General features: G+C 39.7%; 18 protein-coding genes. 15 read left to right on the top strand and 3 right to left on the bottom strand.

Features of this window, described 5'->3' with window-relative positions:
* Nucleotides 1–88: 88 nt before the first annotated feature.
* From MK409_RS02825 to MK409_RS02765, 13 genes are all read left to right on the top strand, one after another.
* Nucleotides 89–964: a DUF4300 family protein gene (locus MK409_RS02825; RefSeq protein WP_268705270.1), complete on the top strand. Its 876-nt coding sequence runs from the start codon at nucleotides 89–91 to the stop codon at nucleotides 962–964.
* A 21-nt stretch (nucleotides 965–985) separates the two neighbouring features.
* Nucleotides 986–1,168 carry a hypothetical protein gene (locus MK409_RS02820; protein ID WP_268705269.1) on the top strand — a complete coding sequence of 61 codons (183 nt, stop codon included), beginning with the start codon at nucleotides 986–988 and terminating at the stop codon, nucleotides 1,166–1,168.
* 72 nt (nucleotides 1,169–1,240) lie between these two features.
* The gene (locus tag MK409_RS02815; RefSeq protein WP_268705268.1) at nucleotides 1,241–1,747 is read left to right on the top strand and encodes a YfbM family protein; all 507 of its coding nucleotides are present in this window, start codon (nucleotides 1,241–1,243) and stop codon (nucleotides 1,745–1,747) included.
* 100 nt (nucleotides 1,748–1,847) lie between these two features.
* Complete coding sequence (locus tag MK409_RS02810) at nucleotides 1,848–2,402, top strand: hypothetical protein (protein WP_268705267.1); 555 nt, start codon at nucleotides 1,848–1,850, stop codon at nucleotides 2,400–2,402.
* Between the two features lie 641 nt (nucleotides 2,403–3,043).
* Nucleotides 3,044–4,504 (top strand): aminotransferase class I/II-fold pyridoxal phosphate-dependent enzyme, encoded by a 1,461-nt coding sequence (locus MK409_RS02805; protein WP_268705266.1) that lies wholly within the window; start codon nucleotides 3,044–3,046, stop codon nucleotides 4,502–4,504.
* The gene (gene speE / locus MK409_RS02800; RefSeq protein WP_268705265.1) at nucleotides 4,505–5,365 is read left to right on the top strand and encodes a polyamine aminopropyltransferase; all 861 of its coding nucleotides are present in this window, start codon (nucleotides 4,505–4,507) and stop codon (nucleotides 5,363–5,365) included. It begins immediately after the preceding gene.
* The gene (locus MK409_RS02795; protein ID WP_268705264.1) at nucleotides 5,362–6,621 is read left to right on the top strand and encodes a saccharopine dehydrogenase family protein; all 1,260 of its coding nucleotides are present in this window, start codon (nucleotides 5,362–5,364) and stop codon (nucleotides 6,619–6,621) included. The genes speE and MK409_RS02795 overlap by 4 nt, the downstream gene beginning before the upstream one ends.
* The gene (nspC, locus tag MK409_RS02790) at nucleotides 6,621–7,748 is read left to right on the top strand and encodes a carboxynorspermidine decarboxylase (RefSeq protein ID WP_268705263.1); all 1,128 of its coding nucleotides are present in this window, start codon (nucleotides 6,621–6,623) and stop codon (nucleotides 7,746–7,748) included. Before MK409_RS02795 ends, nspC begins: the two co-directional genes overlap by 1 nt.
* Nucleotides 7,745–8,830 carry an agmatine deiminase gene (gene aguA / locus MK409_RS02785; RefSeq protein WP_268705262.1) on the top strand — a complete coding sequence of 362 codons (1,086 nt, stop codon included), beginning with the start codon at nucleotides 7,745–7,747 and terminating at the stop codon, nucleotides 8,828–8,830. The genes nspC and aguA overlap by 4 nt, the downstream gene beginning before the upstream one ends.
* 9 nt (nucleotides 8,831–8,839) lie before the next feature.
* Nucleotides 8,840–9,715 (top strand): N-carbamoylputrescine amidase, encoded by an 876-nt coding sequence (gene aguB / locus MK409_RS02780; protein WP_268705261.1) that lies wholly within the window; start codon nucleotides 8,840–8,842, stop codon nucleotides 9,713–9,715.
* Nucleotides 9,716–9,859: 144 nt separating this feature from the next.
* The gene (locus MK409_RS02775; protein ID WP_268705260.1) at nucleotides 9,860–10,597 is read left to right on the top strand and encodes a TraX family protein; all 738 of its coding nucleotides are present in this window, start codon (nucleotides 9,860–9,862) and stop codon (nucleotides 10,595–10,597) included.
* A 106-nt stretch (nucleotides 10,598–10,703) separates the two neighbouring features.
* Nucleotides 10,704–11,402 carry a response regulator transcription factor gene (locus tag MK409_RS02770; RefSeq protein ID WP_268705259.1) on the top strand — a complete coding sequence of 233 codons (699 nt, stop codon included), beginning with the start codon at nucleotides 10,704–10,706 and terminating at the stop codon, nucleotides 11,400–11,402.
* Complete coding sequence (locus MK409_RS02765; RefSeq protein ID WP_268705258.1) at nucleotides 11,402–12,280, top strand: sensor histidine kinase; 879 nt, start codon at nucleotides 11,402–11,404, stop codon at nucleotides 12,278–12,280. The genes MK409_RS02770 and MK409_RS02765 overlap by 1 nt, the downstream gene beginning before the upstream one ends.
* 38 nt (nucleotides 12,281–12,318) lie before the next feature.
* Here the strand turns inward: MK409_RS02765 and MK409_RS02760 are convergent, their stop codons facing one another.
* The 3 genes from MK409_RS02760 to MK409_RS02750 form a co-directional block, all read right to left on the bottom strand.
* Complete coding sequence (locus tag MK409_RS02760) at nucleotides 12,319–13,074, bottom strand: ABC transporter permease (protein ID WP_268705257.1); 756 nt, start codon at nucleotides 13,072–13,074, stop codon at nucleotides 12,319–12,321.
* A 10-nt stretch (nucleotides 13,075–13,084) separates the two neighbouring features.
* On the bottom strand, nucleotides 13,085–13,993 hold the full coding sequence (locus MK409_RS02755) for an ATP-binding cassette domain-containing protein (protein ID WP_268705256.1): 909 nt from the start codon (nucleotides 13,991–13,993) through the stop codon (nucleotides 13,085–13,087).
* Nucleotides 13,994–14,135: 142 nt separating this feature from the next.
* On the bottom strand, nucleotides 14,136–14,945 hold the full coding sequence (locus tag MK409_RS02750; protein WP_268705255.1) for a Cof-type HAD-IIB family hydrolase: 810 nt from the start codon (nucleotides 14,943–14,945) through the stop codon (nucleotides 14,136–14,138).
* A 276-nt stretch (nucleotides 14,946–15,221) separates the two neighbouring features.
* Here MK409_RS02750 and MK409_RS02745 point away from each other — a divergent pair, with 276 nt between their 5' ends.
* Nucleotides 15,222–15,443: an SP_0924 family bacteriocin-like peptide gene (locus MK409_RS02745; RefSeq protein ID WP_213988535.1), complete on the top strand. Its 222-nt coding sequence runs from the start codon at nucleotides 15,222–15,224 to the stop codon at nucleotides 15,441–15,443.
* Nucleotides 15,444–15,496: 53 nt separating this feature from the next.
* Nucleotides 15,497–16,168, top strand: coding sequence for a CPBP family intramembrane glutamic endopeptidase (locus MK409_RS02740; protein ID WP_268705254.1), 672 nt, complete (start codon nucleotides 15,497–15,499; stop codon nucleotides 16,166–16,168).
* Nucleotides 16,169–16,288: the final 120 nt, after the last annotated feature.

Genomic DNA, 16,288 nt, shown 5'->3' with positions numbered 1-16,288 from the left:
ATATAGCTAAGTCAACGATTACTAGCTGCATGATTAGCGAATGGTGTTTAAAATGAAAAAGAGACTTGTAGTCTAGAAGGAGAATTTCATGAAACGAACGAGAAAAGTAGCAGCCTTGGGACTGTGTTTACCCTTATTACTTGGATTTGCTGCTTGTCAGCAAAATAATACTAGGACTGACGCTACAAATCAGACACAGGCCAGTTCAGATAAAGTTCCTTGGACGGCTTCATATACCAATCTGAACAATCAGGTCAGCATCGAAGAGGTCAAATCTTTCTTATCAGCGCACTTGGATCCAAATAGTGTTGACGCATTTTTTAGTCTTGTTACAGACTATAATGCGACTGTCGGCTCCACTGGCTTAAGTGGTGATTTTACTTCCTTTACAAAGACAGAGTATGATGTAGAGAAAATCAGTAATCTCTGGAATCAAAAAAAGGGTGACTTTGTCGGGACCAACTGCCGTATCAATAGCTATGCGCTCTTAAAAAATTCAGTCACAATCCCAAAACTTGAAAAGAATGATCAGCTACTTTTTGTGGATAATGATGCTATCGATAAGGGAAAGGTGTTTGATGCGAAAGACAAGGAAGAGTTTGATATTCTATTTTCTAGGGTGAAGACGGAAGCGACTACGGATGTAAAAGTTCACGCGCAGAAGATGGAGAAATTCTTCTCCCAGTTTCAATTCAATGATAAAGCTCGGATGTTGTCTGTTGTGTTGCACGATAATTTGGATGGAGAGTTCCTTTTTGTTGGACACGTTGGTATTTTAGTGCCAGCTGATGATGGTTTCTTATTTGTAGAAAAACTGACTTTTGAAGAGCCTTATCAAGCTATTAAGTTTGCGAGCAAGGAAGACTGTTACAAGTATCTATCCACCAAATATGCGGATTACATAGGTGAAGGACTAGCTAAGCCATTTATTATGGATAATGATAAGTGGGTTGAAGGATATTAAGGTAGGCAAGGGAGAAGCAGTATGGAGACAGTAGTAGCGCTTTTAGTTGTCATTATTATCGGATTCTGGGCTGTAAACATTCTCAAGCCTCGTATGGCAAATAAAAAGGAAAGATTTATTGGCTACATGCAGCGCTATGATATAGATGGTGAGGGATACCAGTCAGAAGTCTGGGAAGTGACGGAAGATGAGAATGAGAAATAAGGAGGAGAGTCCAAAAACAGTAGATATCTTGCTTTTTTCAAGAAAGGGGATTAACTAATTGGAGGAAACATTATGGGAATGATTGCTAATTATCAATATCTATCTGATAATGAATTAAGCCAAATAGTGCCAGATTCTCGTCAGGAAGAGGAATTGTTTGACTTAGTAGAGGATTCTACTAATGAAAATGAGATGTTGATAGATATTGACAAAATGTGGGATGCCTTGGTCTTTGTCTTGACAGGATTTAGTAGTTCAGAATTTTTGGATGACAATCCCTTGAGAGAAGCGGTTTTAGGAGTGACTCCTTTAGAAGAAGTGTCTGAGTACATAGCCTATACTGAAAAAAACAAGATAGCCGAGATCGTAGAAGCTCTAGAAAGTTTTGACATGCACAGAGCCTTGGCGGACTTTAGCATGGAAGCATGCAAGAAAGCCGACTTGTATCCTGATATTTGGGATTATCTTGAGGATGAGGAAGAAATCAAGTCTTTCATTTTAACCTGCTTTGTAAAAATGAAGGACTTTTATAAGAAAATCTTAACTCTCAGGGGGAATGTCTTAGTGACTATTTGCTAAGTAATTTTACTATCATTTAGTCTGTTGAAATACATAGAAATTGATTATAGAACTTGTGATCTTAATAAATTATAAATATTTAACATGGAGATTTTAAGAGATGGGAAAAATTGAATGGGACAAGGTAAAGACTCGCTTAGACGCTTTGCTCGTCATTGATGAGTATCAAACAGATCCAGACAAGAACTGGCTTCGATTGATAGTTAAGAGTGAGGAAAGCTATGGAATCCGTTACCTTATTGACAACGGTTCTGGTGATTCTCTAGATGTGATATTTACTGATAAAATGATTTTTGTAAAAGGCTTTGATCATGAAAGCAATTTAAGTCAGTTTGCTGCGGACGAGTGGAATCAAGACGTCATAGACGGATTTTATAAAGGACTGGATGAAAAGTATCAAAGCATTTATTCAGAAGAGCAAAAAGATGAAACAACCTTCTTTATCTGGTATGACGGTCAAGAGCATCAAAATACCTACCAAGATCAGGACGGTGGTGAATGGTTATTATCCTATTTCTTTGAAAGTTTTGAGCGATTTCGTGAGTTTGTGGCGGACTATTATTCAATTACAGTAGATGAGGACTTACTTAAAGTACTTTACAATCAAGGACATCTTTCAGGAGTAGAATTAAAGCAATTGATTTCTACTTCCTAAACTGAGGTTTTTATGAAGCGGAACCGAAAACCTTATTTATAGCAATTTATAGCTTATTAAGATGAAAATCGGATTAGTAAGACCGACAGTCTAAATGTAATGGTTGTAGTTCATTTTTCTTATACCTATAACATTTTAAAACGATTTTCTTTTATCGTTAAATACCATTTTGCGAACAAAAAATGAAATTCTTTAAAAAACTTTCACAAAACACTTTACAAGCTCTTGTAAACATGATATAGTTATAAGGCTTAGAAAATGAGATGATGTTTTCTAGCAAATATAAACCCGAGTAAAAAATGCCTACGGACAGGCAGGGTTGAATGCCGAAGCGTGGTTGAAAAGCCACATTATTGATAGGGTTAAAAGCCTACTTTTATAAGTTGATGTTAGGACGCCTGTCCTAATTCATAAATTTTAGTGTGGTGAAAGCACACGTCATCTTGTGAAACGATCAATAAAGTACGTAATATTTGCTACTAGAGAGTTAGGAAACATCGGGAACAGACATACTCAACAGAAACCAAAATAAACACGTCAGAAGATTGCAGAGCAGGTGAAAACCTGCTCTTTTTTCATAAGTCAAACTTTGGTCGCCCTCATCATTTTGAGGAGCTAAAAATACGGTAAAGGAGTATGTCTTGAAAAAGTTAGATCAAAATCAGGCCCCTATTTATGAAGGTCTGATAAAGCTAAGAAAGAAACGGATTGTTCCCTTTGATGTACCAGGTCACAAACGCGGACGGGGAAATCCAGAACTTGTTGAATTGTTGGGAGAAAAATGTGTTGGCATTGATGTCAATTCGATGAAACCCTTGGATAATCTCGGCCATCCTATTTCGATTATTCGGGATGCGGAGGAATTAGCTGCGGATGCTTTTGGAGCAGCCCATGCCTTTCTCATGATTGGGGGAACAACTTCATCTGTTCAAACCATGATTCTTTCCACCTGCAAGGCAGGAGATAAGATTATTCTGCCACGTAATGTCCACAAATCTGCTATCAATGCGCTGGTTCTATGTGGCGCCATTCCCATCTATATCGAGATGAGTGTAGATCCTAAAATCGGCATCGCTTTAGGACTTGAAAATGACCGTGTTGCGCAGGCAATTAAGGAGCATCCAGATGCCAAGGCCATTTTGATTAACAATCCTACTTACTATGGAATTTGTTCAGATCTTAAGGGATTAACAGAGATGGCTCACGCCGCTGGAATGAAAGTCTTAGTAGACGAGGCTCACGGTGCTCATCTGCACTTTACAGATAAACTTCCTTTATCCGCTATGGATGCAGGAGCAGATATGTCAGCTGTATCTATGCATAAGTCTGGTGGTAGCCTGACTCAAAGTTCCCTTCTTTTGGTTGGTAATCAGATGAATCCTGAGTACGTTCGTCAGATTATCAACCTGACCCAGTCTACATCTGCCTCTTACTTGTTGATGGCTAGTCTAGATATTTCGCGTCGAAACTTAGCCCTTCGTGGTAAAGAGTCGTTTGAGAAAGTCATTGAGCTTTCCGAGTATGCTCGTCGTGAAATCAATGCTATCGGTGGCTACTATGCTTACTCTAAAGAGTTAATAGACGGTGTTTCCGTTTGTGATTTTGACGTTACTAAGTTGTCAGTCTACACTCAGGGTATTGGCTTAACCGGTATCGAGGTTTATGACCTCTTACGGGATGAATATGACATTCAGATCGAGTTTGGTGATATCGGCAATATCTTGGCCTATATTTCGATTGGTGACCGTATCCAAGATATCGAGCGCTTGGTTGGTGCTTTGGCTGATATCAAGAGACTCTACTCAAGAGATGGAAAAGATTTGATTGCTGGGGAATATATCCAGCCCGAGTTAGTGCTGTCTCCTCAGGAAGCCTTTTACTCAAATAGAAGAAGTTTAACCCTGGACGAATCTATTGGACAAGTCTGTGGGGAATTTGTCATGTGCTATCCTCCAGGGATTCCTATCTTGGCTCCTGGTGAACGAATTACACGAGAAATTGTAGACTATATCCAATTTGCCAAGGAACGTGGTTGTTCCCTCCAAGGGACGGAAGATCCTGAGGTCAATCACATTAACGTCATTAAGAGAAAGGAGAACTAGATGGATTTATGGTTTTCTGAAGTTCATACTCCAGATGTCAAATTGTCCCTGAGAACAGCCAAGCAACTATACGCTGGTAAAAGTGAATGGCAGCATATCGAAGTCTTGGATACGCCAGCTTTTGGAAAAATACTGATTTTAAATGGGCATGTCTTGTTTTCAGATGCGGATGATTTTGTTTACAATGAAATGACTGTTCACGTTCCCATGGCTGTCCACCCGAATCCAAAGAAAGTCTTGGTTATTGGGGGTGGTGACGGTGGTGTTGCTCAAGTATTAACCCTCTATCCTGAACTGGAGCAAATCGATATTGTGGAACCAGATGAGATGTTGGTTGAGGTCTGTCGTGAGTATTTCCCAGACTTTGCTGCAGGGCTAGATGATCCCCGTGTTACCATTTACTACCAAAATGGACTACGATTTTTACGAAACTGTGAAGAGGATTACGACATCATCATCAACGATGCGACAGATCCATTTGGACATACGGAAGGGCTCTTTACCAAGGAATTTTACGGAAACAGTTACAGAGCCTTGAAAGAGGACGGCATCATGATCTACCAGCATGGTAGTCCTTTCTTTGACGAAGATGAGTCAGCTTGCCGAAGTATGCACCGCAAGGTCAATCAAGCCTTTCCAATCAGCCGGGTTTATCAGGCACATATCCCAACTAGTCCTGCTGGCTATTGGTTGTTTGGATTTGCATCGAAAAAATATCACCCTGTCAAAGATTTTGACAAGGAAGGCTGGAAAAAACGCCAGTTATTTACGGAATATTACACTGCAAACTTACATGTGGGAGCCTTTATGTTGCCCAAGTATGTTGAGGACATTTTAGAAGAAGAGGAAGGAAAAAAATGAGTCGTTTACTAGTTATTGGATGTGGGGGCGTTGCCCAAGTTGCTATTTCAAAGATTTGCCAAGATAGTGAAACTTTTAAAGAAATTATGATTGCTAGCCGTACAAAGTCAAAATGTGATGACTTGAAGGCTAAATTAGAAGGTAAAACAAGTACAAAGATTGAGACAGCTGCTCTTGATGCTGACAAGGTTGAAGAAGTGATTGCTTTGATTGAAAGCTACAAGCCAGAAGCTGTTTTGAACGTAGCTTTACCATACCAAGATTTGACCATTATGGATGCTTGTTTGGCAACAGGTGTTCACTATATTGATACTGCCAACTACGAGGCTGAGGACACAGAAGACCCTGAATGGCGTGCTATTTATGAGAAACGTTGTAAGGAACTTGGTTTTACAGCTTACTTTGACTACTCATGGCAATGGGCTTATCAAGAAAAATTCAAGGAAGCAGGTCTGACTGCCTTGCTTGGTTCTGGTTTTGACCCAGGGGTAACCAGCGTCTTTTCAGCTTATGCACTCAAACATTACTTTGACGAAATCCATTATATCGATATTCTAGACTGTAATGGTGGTGACCACGGTTATCCATTTGCGACGAATTTTAATCCAGAAATCAATCTCCGCGAGGTTTCTGCGCCAGGTTCTTACTGGGAAGATGGAAAATGGGTCGAAGTCGAAGCTATGTCTATCAAGCGAGAGTATGATTTCCCTCAAGTTGGACAAAAAGACATGTATCTCCTCCACCATGAAGAAATCGAATCATTGGCTAAGAACATTCCAGAAGTTAAACGGATTCGTTTCTTTATGACTTTTGGACAATCTTATCTAACGCACATGAAATGCTTGGAAAATGTAGGGCTCCTTCGTACGGATACCATTAACTTTAACGGTCAAGAAATTGTGCCAATCCAATTTTTGAAAGCCTTGCTTCCAGATCCAGCTAGCCTTGGGCCTCGTACAGTTGGTAAAACCAATATCGGCTGTATCTTTACAGGTGTCAAAGACGGTATTGAAAAGACCATCTACATCTACAATGTCTGCGACCATCAGGAATGTTACGCAGAAGTTGGTTCACAAGCTATTTCTTACACAACAGGAGTTCCAGCTATGATTGGGACAAAATTGGTTATGAACGGTACTTGGAAACAACCTGGAGTTTATAACCTTGAAGAATTAGATCCAGATCCATTCATGGAAGCTTTGAATGAGTACGGATTGCCATGGGTTGTGGTAGAAAATCCACAAATGGTGGACTAATGAAGCTAGAACATGTACCAACACCAGCTTACGTCATTGACTTAGCAAAGTTAGAATCCAACTGTCGCATTTTACAATATGTACAAGAAGAAGCAGGTTGCAAGGTTTTGCTTGCCCAGAAGGCATATTCCCTCTACAAAACCTATCCCTTGATTAGCCAGTACCTATCTGGTACAACTGCAAGTGGTCTCTATGAAGCTAAGCTGGCTAGAGAAGAATTTCCGGGGGAAGTCCATGTCTTTGCGCCAGCTTTCAAGGATGCGGACTTGGAGGAATTGCTTGAGATAACAGACCATATCGTTTTTAACTCTGAGAGACAATTGCGTAAACATGGGCCTCGTTGTCGTGAGGCTGGTATTAGTGTAGGTCTACGTCTCAACCCTCAATGTTCAACGCAGGGTGACCACGCGCTTTATGACCCTTGTGCTCCTGGCTCTCGTTTTGGTGTGACACTTGATAAAATCCCTAGTGATTTGTTGGATTTAGTGGATGGTCTTCATTTTCATACCCTTTGCGAGCAAGGTTCAGATGATTTAGAGACAACTTTGAAAGCAGTAGAAGCGCAATTTGGTTCGTACTTACATCAAGTCAAATGGCTCAATATGGGGGGCGGACACCACATCACAAGAGAAGGTTACGATGTGGATTTGCTGATTTCAGAAATCAAGCGTATCCGAGAAACTTACAATCTTGAGGTCTATATCGAGCCGGGTGAAGCTATTGCGCTCAATGCTGGTTATCTAGCAACTGAAGTATTGGATATTGTAGAAAACGGTATGGATATCTTGGTTTTAGATGCCTCCGCGACCTGCCATATGCCAGATGTACTTGAAATGCCCTATCGTCCCCCATTGAGAGATGGTTTTGAAGCGCAAGAAAAACCTTATACTTATAGACTCTCTTCAAATACTTGCCTAACAGGGGATATCATTGGGGATTACAGCTTTGAGAAACCGATTGAAATCGGCGATCGCCTCTATTTTGAAGATATGGCTATTTACTCATTTGTCAAAAATAATACCTTTAACGGGATTGGACTTCCAAGTTTGTATCTCATGGATAAAGAGGGTGAGTGCAGTCTAGTCAAAGCATTTGGCTACCGAGACTTTAAGGAGAGATTATCATGATGGACAGTCCAAAGAAATTAGGCTATCGTATGCCTGCAGAGTATGAACCTCATCATGGGACTCTCATGATATGGCCTACTCGACCAGGCTCTTGGCCCTTTCAAGGCAAAGCCGCTAAAGCAGCCTTTAGCCAGATTATCAAAACGATTGCTCAAGGGGAAACTGTTTACCTTTTGGTGGAGCAGGACTATCTATCTGAAGCACAATCCTATCTTGGAGACAAGGTCGTTTATTTAGACATTCCCACCAATGATGCCTGGGCGCGTGATACAGGTCCGACTATTCTTGTAAATGATGAAGGCCAGAAATTAGCTGTGGATTGGTCTTTCAATGCTTGGGGTGGAGCTGTAGATGGTCTCTACCAAGACTATGAAGATGATGATCAAGTAGCCAGTAATTTTGCTGAAGCCTTGGAAATACCTGTTTACGAGGCTAAACCTTTTGTACTGGAAGGCGGAGCGATACACAGCGACGGTCAAGGAACCATTCTCGTGACTGAAAGTTGCCTACTAAGCGCTGGTCGCAATCCCCACTTGACTAAAGAGGAAATCGAGAATACCTTATTAGAGAGCCTTGGAGCTGAAAAAGTTATTTGGCTTCCTTATGGTATTTATCAGGACGAAACCAATGAACACGTTGACAATGTTGCTGCCTTTGTTGGTCCTGCAGAGCTTGTTTTAGCTTGGACAGACGACCAAAACGATCCCCAGTATGGTATGTCTGCAGCTGACCTTGCTCTTTTAGAGAAGGAGACGGATGCAAAAGGTCGTCCCTTCACTATTCATAAGCTTCCTATCCCAGCTATTCGTCAGGTTGTCACTAAGGAGGATTTACCAGGTTATACCTATGAAGATGGGGAAGAGGAGCGTTATGAGGGCGAGCGTCTTGCGGCTTCCTATGTCAATTTTTATATTGCCAACAAGGCTGTCTTAGTTCCACAGTTTGAGGATGTAAACGACCAAGTGGCTTTAGATATTCTCAGCAAGTGTTTCCCAGACCGTAAAGTTGTCGGAATACCAGCCAGAGATATTCTCTTAGGTGGTGGCAACATCCACTGTATCACCCAACAAATCCCAGAATAGGAGAAAAAGATGAGAAATGTAAGAGTTGCAGCCATTCAGATGCAATGCGCTAAGGATGTGGCAACAAATATTCAAACCGCAGAGCGTTTAGTACGTCAGGCTGCTGAACAAGGCGCACAAATTATTCTCTTGCCCGAGTTGTTTGAACGTCCCTATTTCTGTCAGGAACGCCAGTATGACTACTATCAGTTTGCCCAGTCGGTGACAGAAAATACAGCTATTCAGCATTTTAGGGTGATTGCTAAGGAACTAAAAGTTGTTCTACCAATCAGTTTCTATGAAAAAGATGGCAATGTCTTGTATAACTCTATCGCCGTCATTGATGCTGATGGAGAAGTGCTGGGCGTTTATCGGAAGACCCACATACCAGATGACCATTATTATCAAGAAAAGTTTTACTTTACGCCTGGTAACACTGGTTTCAAGGTCTGGGATACTCGCTACGCTAAGATTGGGATTGGCATCTGTTGGGATCAATGGTTCCCTGAAACAGCGCGCTGTCTTGCTCTGAATGGTGCTGAATTGCTCTTTTATCCTACAGCCATTGGTTCAGAACCAATTTTGGATACAGACAGTTGTGGTCACTGGCAACGTACCATGCAAGGGCACGCAGCAGCAAATATTGTCCCAGTCATTGCAGCCAATCGTTATGGTTTGGAAGAAGTCACTCCTAGTGAGGAAAATGGTGGACAGAGTTCCAGTCTTGACTTCTACGGTTCGTCCTTTATGACGGATGAAACAGGAGCTATTCTAGAGAGAGCTGAAAGACAAGGTGAAGCTGTTCTGTTAGCCACCTATGACCTTGATAAGGGAGCAAGCGAGCGCCTCAACTGGGGACTATTTCGAGATAGAAGACCCGAAATGTACCAACGAATTACGGACTAGAAGGTAACTTTCATAATAAACTTTTGATATTCACGCCTGTCTTACAAAAATGTAAGATAGGCTTTTTAAATGTAAGATGGGTGTACGATTATACGTAGAAATGTATGCTATACTCTATGTAGATTAAAAAGAAAGAGGTTTATTATGAATAAATTGAATGCGACGCAGTTGAAGTATCTGATGGCGGCAGTAATGGTTCTAGACCATATTCCTCATATCACCGGAATTGTTTCTCCTCTGTGGGAAGGTATTCTTCACGCTATGACCCGTTGTGTTGGAGTTTGGTTTGCCTATATGGCTATGGAAGGCTTCATCCATACTCGAAATCTGAAAAACTACCTCATCCGACTTTGGTCTTGGGCTCTTGTCATGTTTGCTGGAAATAGCCTACTCAATGCCCTATTTGCAGCTAAAGGGGTAATGGTAAATAATAACATTTTCTTGACTTTGGCAATCGGTGTCACCATGCTTTGGATTGGTTTTCCTCAAAAAGAGATGGAACAAAAAGAGAAGTTGTGGCGTCGGATTGGACTTGCTGGACTCTTAATTTTCGGTTGTCTTTTTACCGAGGGTGGTATCACCATGCTACCATTTCTCTTGATTAGTTACTCTTGTCGAAATCGCAAGGGATTGCGAAATCTCCTATATGCCTTTCTTTGGGCCTTCTTGTTAGTGACTTCCATCCAAATTTACGACACTTGGCACCAAACACTGGAAATGATGCTTTACAATTCTGACTGGCTCTTTATCACCGTATTTCCTTTTTTGGCTTTGTATAATGGACAGCGAGGACAAGAAACCAGTTGGAGTAAATATTTCTTTTATATTTTCTACCCAGCTCATCTATGGATTATAACCTTGATTGCTTATTTGGCTAAATAGTTTCAATATTCATTAGCTCCTTCTTGCGTAAAATGTGAGAGGAGCTTTTCTGTATCCGGAATTCCTAACAAAACATGTTATAATAGTTTTAGAAAGGACGAGGTTTATGGCGAACATACTTGTAATTGAAGATAATAATGAAATTCAGGAAATTTTAAAAACCCTTCTTACTGAAGAACACGAGGTGATCCAAGCCTTTTCTGGTACGGAAGGTATCATGCAATTTGATAGAGGTGGCATTGATCTCGTACTGCTAGATATCATGCTTCCAGGGAAAAATGGCGACCAAGTCTTGCAAGCCATTCGACAAACTAGTCAGACTCCAGTTATCATGCTCACTGCTTTGAGTGATAAAAAGCTTATCAGCCAATATCTATTAGACGGTGCCAATGATTACATAGTAAAACCCTTTGATTTGAACGAAGTCTTTGCCAGAGTCACTGTACAGTTACGCCAAAACGGTGAACATCAGTCAGAAAACAGCAGAAAAACTGAAAACCTCCTACAAAACTTTAAAAATATCCAGTTCGATGCGGATAGTTTTGAAATAAGTAGCACAACTGAAACCATTCGCCTTGCAAAGAAAGAGTGTCAAATTCTCCAAATGTTGCTCCATCATCCTAAAAAAATCTTCACCAAGGAAGAACTCTATGAGTTGATTTGGGAAGAAAGTTACCTGCCTGGAGACAATACGCTCAACACCCATCTAAGCAATCTCCGTAAAAAACTGCATCAACTGGATCCAAATCATGAGTACATCGAAACCATTTGGGGAGTTGGTGTTCGATTAAAAGGAGATAAATAATGAATTACATTTTGGTATCAATATTACTCCTTTCTAACATTATTTTGGCGATTTCTTTGATTCGCTATCATATAGCAATTAGAGATTTAAGCAGACAAATCGAAGAGAAGATTCGCTCGGGTAGCATGAAAAGAATCGGGGTAAACTTCTTTTCAAGGACCATTTTGCATCTACACAACCAAATTGAGAATCTATTTCAGGAAGTGGAGCAAAATCAGCTCATCATGAAGCGTGAAAAACGCACCCTCGATATGGCAATCAGTAACATTGCTCATGATATTCGTACACCTTTGACAATCGCTTCAGGATATACTCAGCAACTAATAAAACACTCCGATAATAGTTCAGAAACCTTAAATAAAATAGCTCATCATCAGGATTTGGTTTCCAAACGGTTGGAAGCTCTTCTTGAATACCGTCATTTGATGGAAGGAGCAGTCAAACCGAAACTGGAAGAGCTTGATTTATCAACCTTTATAACGAAGAAGACTTTAGCTTATTACGACGTTTTTCAATCTTCACAGATTGTTCTTGATTTTAACGTTGAACCAGGATTGAAAACGACGACTGATGAAGACTTGCTGGATCGAATTATACAAAACCTCCTTGGAAATGTTCTCAAGCACGGTAAGGAACAAGCTCGACTTTCTTTGAAAAAGGAAGAAAATAGGCTTATTTTGGAAATTGATAATCTAGTCAAAAAACCTATCAAGAATATAGACAATCTCAGTAATCGTTTTTATTCTGAAAATCTATCAGACACAGAAGAATCCTCTGGTTTAGGTCTCTATATTACCGAGGAATTAGTTCATCTTCTTGGAGCGAATATGAAACTATCCACTGATGGAGAATGGTTTTCAGTCTTTATCTATTTTTAACAGAAGAAACCTCCTCTATATCCTAGAGGAGGTCTTTTTTATAAGCTTTTCTTCTTGAAAATAATCAGTCCACTGAAAGAGAAGAAAAGTATGACCGTTACGCAAACCGTGATGATATAGAGAATAGCTTGACTATTAGTAGTCATAGCATAGGCAAAATCTAGAATTAAATATCGTAGAATTTCAATGTCTGGGAAAAGAAGCATTGGCGTAGAAAGGATGATAGAACTAATCAGATAACCAATAAATACGGCAAGATAAGAATGAGTTAGGTAGAGAATAAAGGAAACAATGGAAAGCCAAGCAAGGAGACAAAGGAATTGAAGGGAAATCGTCAAGAAGAGATTAGTAACAAAACTATCAGGCATTGTACCAAGTCCGTTTAGTAGAGTCGCGGGAATAAAGGCAATCACAAGACTGGTGATGAGTTGTAAGAGAGCGATACTAGCAAGTACAAAGGTTTTGGCTAGGAAAAACTCGGTACGAGAAACACCCACTGTTAAATTATTTTTATAGAGTTTGCCGATTAAATCAACTCCAAGAACAAGGCATGCCAGGACGATGCAGAGAAAAACGAGGTTTGAACCATTGCTAGACGCGTTGATAAGAGCTTGGACGCCGTCCCAACCTTTGGTAGGAAATTCTGTTTCAGGTGTAGTATTTACTGACATTAGATGTCCTGTAGCTCCGATAGTAGCACCCATTAACATAAGTGCAAAGAGAATGAATTCTGTAATCCAGAATCCTTTGGAGCGGAAAAGACGGTAAAAATCTGCTTGAATGGTATGTATCATGATTTTTCTCCTATTCTACCAATTGTGTGAAGTATTCTTCTAGGTTTTGACGGGCAAAGTAAATCTCATCAATAGCAACATCGGCCAAAGTTAGTTGCTTAAGAATCTGTTTGACATCTTGTTCATTACCAAAGATATGGATTTCATTTTCAGGGTTTACAACCTTAAACTGGAGCTGGATTTGTTCTTTCAATACCTGACAAGCTCTTTCTTTGTCGCTTGTTTTAAGCACAATATAATCCTCACTTAGTGTTTCAAACTCAGCTTTGCTGATTTCACGGATAATCTTACCTTGATCCAGAATACCAAAGCGATTAGCTAAGAGATAGAGTTCTGACAAGATATGGCTAGAAATGAGGATAGTTATGCCTTTTTCTTGATTGAGTCGTTGAATCATCAGACGAAATTCTTTGATCCCAATTGGGTCAAGTCCGTTAATAGGCTCATCTAAGATAAGGAAGTCTGGTTTTGATAGAAGGGCAATGGCGATACCAAGTCTTTGTTTCATTCCTAGCGAGAAATCACGGAAGACTTTTTTACCTGTATCTGACAAACCTACATAATCCAGTGTTTCTTGAATGATTTTATCAGCATTTGGAATATGACGTATCATACAATAATATTTCAGATTCTGGTATGCTGTTAAGTGATTATGGGCTACAGGCGATTCGATAACTGAACCTACTCGAGATAAAGCTTTGGTCCACTCATTTTGTTCTTGACTAGAAAAGAGGGAAATAGTTCCTTTATCCGCAAACAGTAGTTGTGTAATTATTTTGATAAGAGTAGTTTTACCTGCTCCATTTTTTCCAATTAGACCATAAATATCTCCCTCTTTTATGGTTAGACTAAGATCTTGAAGAATAGCTTGTTGACCGAATTGTTTGGTCAGTCCATGAATTTCGAGTACTGTTTTCATGATTTTCTCCTTTTGATTTATTTTTCTAACTTTAGTATAAGCTATAGAAATCAAAGAAACATCAAGTAATTCTAAAGAGTTTCTAAAGTTTTGTAATTCTTAAAAGAAACAAAACCCAGTTGATATGAACTGGGCTTCTCAATTATAAAATATACTTCTCAATGGCACGCGCGACGCCGTCTTCTTCGTTGCTTGCTGTAACGGCATCAGCAAGAGATTTGACATGATCACTAGCATTTCCCATAGCAATACCAAGCCCTGCAAACTGGAGCATTTCGATATCGTTATTAGCATCGCCCATGGCCATGATTTCTGAGGAATCAATCTTCAAAATCTCAGCTAGTCGTGAAAGAGCAGTAGCCTTGGTCGTTCCAAGGGGCATTGCTTCATAAATGACAGGCTGCGAACGAACTCCACTGAATCGTTGACAGAGTTCCTCAGCAAACCGTTGCTCAAAATCGTCTGTTTGCTCTTTGGTGCCTAAAAACATACCCTGAAACATACGGTACTTACCACTGGTAGCTTCCTCAAGGGAAATTTCAGTCAGGTCTGAAAAAACAAGTTTAGCATCATTTTGAACGATTTGATTAGGTTTACCACCGAGGACAAAATAATGTTCTTCATCAAAAAGAGTCAACTGGACGTCGCTTTTTTCAGCCAGGTCATAGAGGTATTCAATGTCAGCTGGACTGAGTTCTTGCCAGTCAACTAGACTCCAGTCACTGGTCTGGTGAGTTGAGCAACCGTTATTGACAATGACGTACTCGTTCTGTAGGTCAAGTCCTAGTTTTTTGTAATAAGGAAGAACACCGAAAAGCGGGCGACCTGTACAGAGAACCAGTTTGACGCCTTTTTCAATAGCTTTGTGAATAGCAGTAATGTGGGCTTGTGGGATTTCCTTGGCTTCATTAAGGAGGGTTCCGTCCATATCCAAGGATAGTAGTTTAATCATAAGACTTCCTTTTCTAGGTGTTTTGCTTTTATTATAGCATATTTTGGAGAAGATGATGATCAAAGCGACAGGAGCTAATTGATTTTGCAGTTTAGGACGTTTCGATGACAATTCAAGATTTGAAGAGGATATTTTGCAAAGATGTGCTATACTAAACTTGTCAAAGTTGCAACTAGACAAACATAAAAAACTAACTTAAAATATAATAGTTTTTTTGTAAGTAGTTATGAGTAGCAGATTACTCAACTAATCTGAACAATAATGGGGGAATACATCATGGTTTTAATGAAAAAAAATATAAATCTAACAAATGAAGAATTAGAGTTGATACAAGGTGGAGCAGATCCCTATGGTAAAAATCTTAATGGTAGATATGATTGGGAAATAGAACCAGTATTAACTCTGCCGGTTCATGGATTTTGTCCCAGAGGCACCTATGATTTAGGATATATTGGAGGAGGCAATCATCTTTGCAAAGGAAGTGCTGCGAGATTTTAAGTAAAATTTATTAGTAATATGAAGAGACGAGGGGAGAAAAGCTGAGGTACAATATGAAAAAACGAAGTATTCAAATTTTACTAGCATTGTCCTTAATTTTTTACAAATCAACTTGGTTTTGGAGGCTTTTCAATCACCTCGCAAAACCCTATCTACCAGCAAGTCGTGAGTTTTTTCAGATTCTGCTTTTGATGGAGAGTGGAGTTCTTTTCTTAGCAGTCCTCCATTTAAAAGTTTTTGAAGGTAGAAAAATTATGCAATTCAAGTGGCAGCCGAGGTACTTTATCTACCTTTTACTGGGCTACATCATTTCGTATATGTCCGACTTCCTCTTGTCTTATTTCATCCCCTCGTCCTCGAATCAAATTTCTTTGAATGAAACGATAGAAATGATAGGGCGACAGGAATTACCCTATTTCTTGCTCATAGTTTGCTTCATCGGCCCTATTGCTGAGGAATTGATTTATCGCGGTGTGCTTATGACAACCTTTTTCAAAAACTCACCTTGGTACGGAGATATCTTGCTTTCTGCTATTATTTTCGGTTGTATTCATATCAATTTCGCTTTAACACCTCTTGCTTTTTTCATTTATGCTAGTGGGGGTCTTATTTTAGCCCTATTGTATCGGATGACTAAAAATCTCTACTATCCAATAGTACTTCATATCCTTATCAATATCACTGCCTTCTGGGACTTGTGGTTACTCCTATTTTCAGGAAGTTAGCTTACTGAAAAAATGTCGGAATTTTCCGGCATTTTTCTTTTCAATAGATGAGCAAGAACCGATTATTTATAGGATTGCTTAATTAAAAAATGGTATAATAAAAGGTAATGAAAAATTCCA

It is taken from the genome of Streptococcus oralis (assembly GCF_026782375.1).
GTDB classification, from domain to species: domain Bacteria; phylum Bacillota; class Bacilli; order Lactobacillales; family Streptococcaceae; genus Streptococcus; species Streptococcus oralis_CL.
Note: the sequence above shows the minus strand (reverse complement) of the source record. Positions and strands in the feature narration are given on the sequence as shown.

What these genes read in the sequence shown, in the direction of transcription:
- MK409_RS02825 (WP_268705270.1), top strand. Translation starts at nt 89, where the DNA reads ATGAAACGAACGAGAAAAGTAGCAGCCTTGGGACTGTGTTTACCCTTA.
- MK409_RS02820 (WP_268705269.1), top strand. Translation starts at nt 986, where the DNA reads ATGGAGACAGTAGTAGCGCTTTTAGTTGTCATTATTATCGGATTCTGG.
- MK409_RS02815 (WP_268705268.1), top strand. Translation starts at nt 1,241, where the DNA reads ATGGGAATGATTGCTAATTATCAATATCTATCTGATAATGAATTAAGC.
- MK409_RS02810 (WP_268705267.1), top strand. Translation starts at nt 1,848, where the DNA reads ATGGGAAAAATTGAATGGGACAAGGTAAAGACTCGCTTAGACGCTTTG.
- speE (WP_268705265.1), top strand. Translation starts at nt 4,505, where the DNA reads ATGGATTTATGGTTTTCTGAAGTTCATACTCCAGATGTCAAATTGTCC.
- MK409_RS02795 (WP_268705264.1), top strand. Translation starts at nt 5,362, where the DNA reads ATGAGTCGTTTACTAGTTATTGGATGTGGGGGCGTTGCCCAAGTTGCT.
- nspC (WP_268705263.1), top strand. Translation starts at nt 6,621, where the DNA reads ATGAAGCTAGAACATGTACCAACACCAGCTTACGTCATTGACTTAGCA.
- aguA (WP_268705262.1), top strand. Translation starts at nt 7,745, where the DNA reads ATGATGGACAGTCCAAAGAAATTAGGCTATCGTATGCCTGCAGAGTAT.
- aguB (WP_268705261.1), top strand. Translation starts at nt 8,840, where the DNA reads ATGAGAAATGTAAGAGTTGCAGCCATTCAGATGCAATGCGCTAAGGAT.
- MK409_RS02775 (WP_268705260.1), top strand. Translation starts at nt 9,860, where the DNA reads ATGAATAAATTGAATGCGACGCAGTTGAAGTATCTGATGGCGGCAGTA.
- MK409_RS02770 (WP_268705259.1), top strand. Translation starts at nt 10,704, where the DNA reads ATGGCGAACATACTTGTAATTGAAGATAATAATGAAATTCAGGAAATT.
- MK409_RS02765 (WP_268705258.1), top strand. Translation starts at nt 11,402, where the DNA reads ATGAATTACATTTTGGTATCAATATTACTCCTTTCTAACATTATTTTG.
- MK409_RS02760 (WP_268705257.1), bottom strand. Translation starts at nt 13,074, where the DNA reads ATGATACATACCATTCAAGCAGATTTTTACCGTCTTTTCCGCTCCAAA.
- MK409_RS02755 (WP_268705256.1), bottom strand. Translation starts at nt 13,993, where the DNA reads ATGAAAACAGTACTCGAAATTCATGGACTGACCAAACAATTCGGTCAA.
- MK409_RS02750 (WP_268705255.1), bottom strand. Translation starts at nt 14,945, where the DNA reads ATGATTAAACTACTATCCTTGGATATGGACGGAACCCTCCTTAATGAA.
- MK409_RS02745 (WP_213988535.1), top strand. Translation starts at nt 15,222, where the DNA reads ATGGTTTTAATGAAAAAAAATATAAATCTAACAAATGAAGAATTAGAG.
- MK409_RS02740 (WP_268705254.1), top strand. Translation starts at nt 15,497, where the DNA reads ATGAAAAAACGAAGTATTCAAATTTTACTAGCATTGTCCTTAATTTTT.